General features: G+C 76.5%; 1 protein-coding gene and 1 pseudogene. Both read right to left on the reverse strand.

The annotated features are described in order from the left end of the window. Positions 1–1542 (reverse strand): annotated as a pseudogene (locus VFZ20_RS32665) (hypothetical protein); the annotation flags it as partial. A 27-nt stretch (positions 1543–1569) separates the two neighbouring features. Next, the coding region (locus VFZ20_RS32670) for a DUF6603 domain-containing protein (RefSeq protein ID WP_329688175.1) at positions 1570–3851 on the reverse strand (2282 nt) is incomplete at its 5' end.

The raw sequence follows: 3851 nt of genomic DNA on the forward strand, positions 1-3851 counted from the left end.
CGCGCGCTCACGGAGGGCTTGGCGCACGTCCGCATGGGACAGGAGCTCCCGCAGCGCCCGCGCGGGGGTGGGCCGGTCCGCCGCGGCCACGGGAGACGGATGCGCCGGGGCCGGAGACGGAGCTGGAACCGGGACCGGGACCGGCGCCCCGTCCGTCTTCGGCGGGGGGCCGCCCGATCCCCCGGCGGGGCCCGGGGCCAGCGCGCGCGCCACGCGGTCCCCGGCCGGCGGGGGCTCCAGCAGCGCGGCGACGGTGGCGGGGGCGGCGCCGGACTGCAGGCGGGCCAGCAGCCGGTCCGTCAGGGCGTGGGCGCGGCGGTGCAGGGAGAGCATGCGCGCGGTGAAGTCCGCGTCGGCCAGGGCCAGGGCCCGCCCCAGGCTCCACGCCGCCGAAAGCGAGTGGTCAAAGGTGGCGGTGGCCGGGTCCCACACCGTGGCGGCCGCGGCGCTGCCGAAGGGTGCGTCGCGCTCCAGCCGCGCGGGCACCAGGGGGGCAAGGGGGCCGCGGTACCAGGCAAAGGCGCGGTCCCCGGTGCGGGCGTGGTACTCCAGGGCCGCGTACCCGTCCCGCAGGCGGGCCTCGGCGGCGCGGGCGGCGGCGGGTCGGGTGTCGCCCGGCGGCGGGGCGGGGACGGCCCGGCGCAGCATCAGCGCCCCCGGGTCCCCCTCGCCCGGGCCGGCCACGCCGCGGGCCAGCGCCTGGAACGAGGGTCCGGGCGCCCGGACGGTCTCGAAGCTCCAGGAAAAGAGCGACACCATCCGCACCGCCTTCTCCGTCCCGTCGGCCCCGCGGGGCAGCACGGCGTCCTCCCGCAGCAGCGCCTCGATCCCCTCCAGCGACACGAGGTGGACGAGGGCGGGGGCGGACCGTGCCCCGGCCGGGGGCGCGGCGGGAAGGCGCCCGGCCAGGGCCACGGCGAACCACCCCTCGTCGGCCAGGGCCAGCGCCGGCTTGTCGTCCATGCTCACCCGGCGGCAGTGGGCCAGCCAGCGCAGCTCGTCCAGGCGCGGCAGGGCCGCCCGGAACGCGCCGGGGGTCACCTCGATCCAGCGGCAGGGCAGGGCCCGCTCCGCGTCCGTGGTTCCCGGGACGGCCGGGGCGCGTACGGTGGGGCCGTCCTCCAGCAGCTGCGCCACGGTGCCCGTGCGCGCGTACACCCCCGCGGGGCCCGGCTCGCCCCGCAGCTCGGCGGGCTCCAGCACCAGCAGCGCCATCCACGGCGACCCGCCCGGGGCGCCGCGCAGCCGCCGCTCCCACGGCAGCGCGCGCTGCGTCAGCACCAGGTTGGCCAGGGTGCCGGCGAACGGTCCGCTGGCGTGCGGGGGCGGGTAGTGCGCGTGCACCTCCGCCGGGTTCAGCGTCCAGCGCGTGCCGCGCACGGCGAACGACTCCGTCCGCACCGGCACGGCGCCGGGCGGGGCGGCGTCCACCGTCTGCTCCACCGTCACCTGGTACGTCCCGTCCGTGAGCGGAGGGACAAAGCTGTCGTAGATCTGCATCCCTCCCGGGGGGAGCGGCGTGGTCTCGGGGGCGGCGCCCATGGCGGCTCTCGGGGTCGTGGGGAACGGTCAGGCCGCGCGCAGGGGCGCGTCGGCGAACAGCAGGGCCGCGTCGCGCGCCACCCCCGCCAGCCCGCCCGCGGCGGCCGGCGCGGCGCCCAGGGCGGCGAGCGCGGCAAAGGTGGTGGCGCGGGCGGCGCGCGCGGCGTCGGAGTCCGCCGCGGCAATGCCGGCGATGGTGCCCGGGTCCGCGAAGGGGGCGGGCGCGCCCCCCTGGCGGTCCGGGTCCAGGGGCAGACGGGTCCGGGAGGCCACCGGGTCATGGCCCAGGCTGTTCTCCACGTCGATGGCACCGGGCGTGGACCCCGCCGCCGCGCGCGGCGCGCGGACCCGCACCCCCGCCAGCCGGGCCGGCAGGAGGCCCGCGGCGGGCGGCGGGGGGCGGGTCCCGTCCAGCGGGGCGCCCCAGAGGGCCTCGGGCTGGTTCTGCGTCAGCGTCTCCACCGTCCACCCGTCCCGCGCCAGGTCCACCACGTCGCCGTCCCGCGTGACCGTCACCGTCAGGGGGGAGGACACGCCGCGGCGGCCCATGGGGCGGATGGAAAGCGTGTCCATCTCCCGGTGGATGCTTCCCACGGAGAGCCGCGTGGCGGGGATGGCCGCGCGGGCGGTGAACGACAGGTCGTCCGGGCGGGCGACGCTCGCTTCGCCGTCGCCGGCCCGCACGCCCTCCAGGTTGAGGGTGAGCCACGCTTCGCGGGGCGGCAGCAGCTCGCTGAACTGCGCCCAGCTCAGCGTGGACGGCCGGGGATCGGGCGGGTCGCCAAAGGGGATGGTGAAGGAGATGACGGTCCAGTCCACGTGCACGGTGCCTCCCATGGGGGGCCCCCAGAGCCGCAGCTCCGCGCCGATCTCCACCGTGAGCGTCACCGTGGTGAACAGCAGCGACATCCGGTACGACGCGCCCACCGTCACGGCCACGCGGGCCTCGAAGTGGAACGGGTGCCACTGCGCCAGGAAGTCCGCCGAGGCGCGGAACCACGCCTTGAGGTCGCCCGCGCTGTACGTGGCCTCCAGCGCCACGCCCACCATCACGCACGACGGCGTGACGGCGAAGTACGTCCCCCCCTTGAGGGTCACGGACTCCGACACGGGCCAGTTGAAGCCCAGCCGCTCCACCCGGGGATAGTGCGCGGGGACGTTGAACGCCGGGTGGTATCCGCCCACCGTGAGCACGAAGTCGCCCTCGTGGATCCCGCCGAACCACAGGGAGAAGGCAAAGCCGCCCGTGAGCCGGCACGCGGGGTCCAGCAGCCAGGAGCCGCGGGTGAGCAGGGCCGTCACGCCCAGGAATCCCTCCCGGGGCTTGACCACCGCCGCCAGCTGCAGGCCCACGCGGGCAAACAGCCTTCCCCCGCTGGGCGGGAGCCGCGCCTCCGAGAGCCCCAGCAGGGCAAAGGAAAGGTCGCGCTCGCCCAGGTTGGCCAGCAGCAGCGCCCGCGTGTTCACCATGCCGAACGAGGTGAACTGCACGCCGGCCGCGATCCACACCTGCCCGGGCTCGTCCGTGACCCACGGGACGCGCCCGCCGCCCGTGCCCTGCAGCCGCTCCAGCACCGCCAGCGGGTCCGAGGCCGGGGCCGGCGTCGACGCCGAATCCGGAGACGATGCCGATGTCGATGTCGAAGCCGAAGCCGAAGCCGAAGCCGAAGCCGAAGCCGAAGCCGAAGCCGAAGCCGAAGCCTGCGTCGAAGCGGAAGCCGGAGCCTCGCCGTGTCCGGACGGCGGGGCCTTCGGGTCCGCCGCCGGCGCGGCGGCAAGCCCGGCCACGAAGGGAAAGTCCTGCACCTCGTCCGGGCCGGGGATGCGCACCCGCGAGTTGAAGCCCAGCCCGGCGGAGAGCCCCGTCACGTAGAACGCGGGCGGCCCGCCCAGGGGCGTGTCCATGGAGCCGAACACAAAGAGCGACGCCTGTCCCTTTCTGCTGGCGTAGGCGCCCACCGCGGCCAGGCCAAAGTCGCGGAAGCGGACGTTCACCTGCCCCGCGTACTTCCAGTCCGCGGACGGGTCGTTGGCGCGCAGAAAGGCGCCGGAGATGAGCAGCGGATCGCGGTCCACCTGCAGCCCCAGCCCGTCCAGCCCCAGCGCCACGTCCAGCGGCGGCTTGAGGGCGGACGACACCTGCAGCCCCATGAGCGAAAAGCTGAAGCCGGCTATGGAGATTCCCGCATCCAGGAGCACGGCGATGCGCCCGTCCCCGTACCGGAACCCGATGCGGGCCAGCGACACCGGGCCCAGTGTCTTTTGCACGTCCAGCCACGTGGCCCCGTCGTCCGCGCGCCGGGGGGCGG

Source organism: Longimicrobium sp. (assembly GCF_036280135.1).
GTDB lineage: Bacteria > Gemmatimonadota > Gemmatimonadetes > Longimicrobiales > Longimicrobiaceae > Longimicrobium.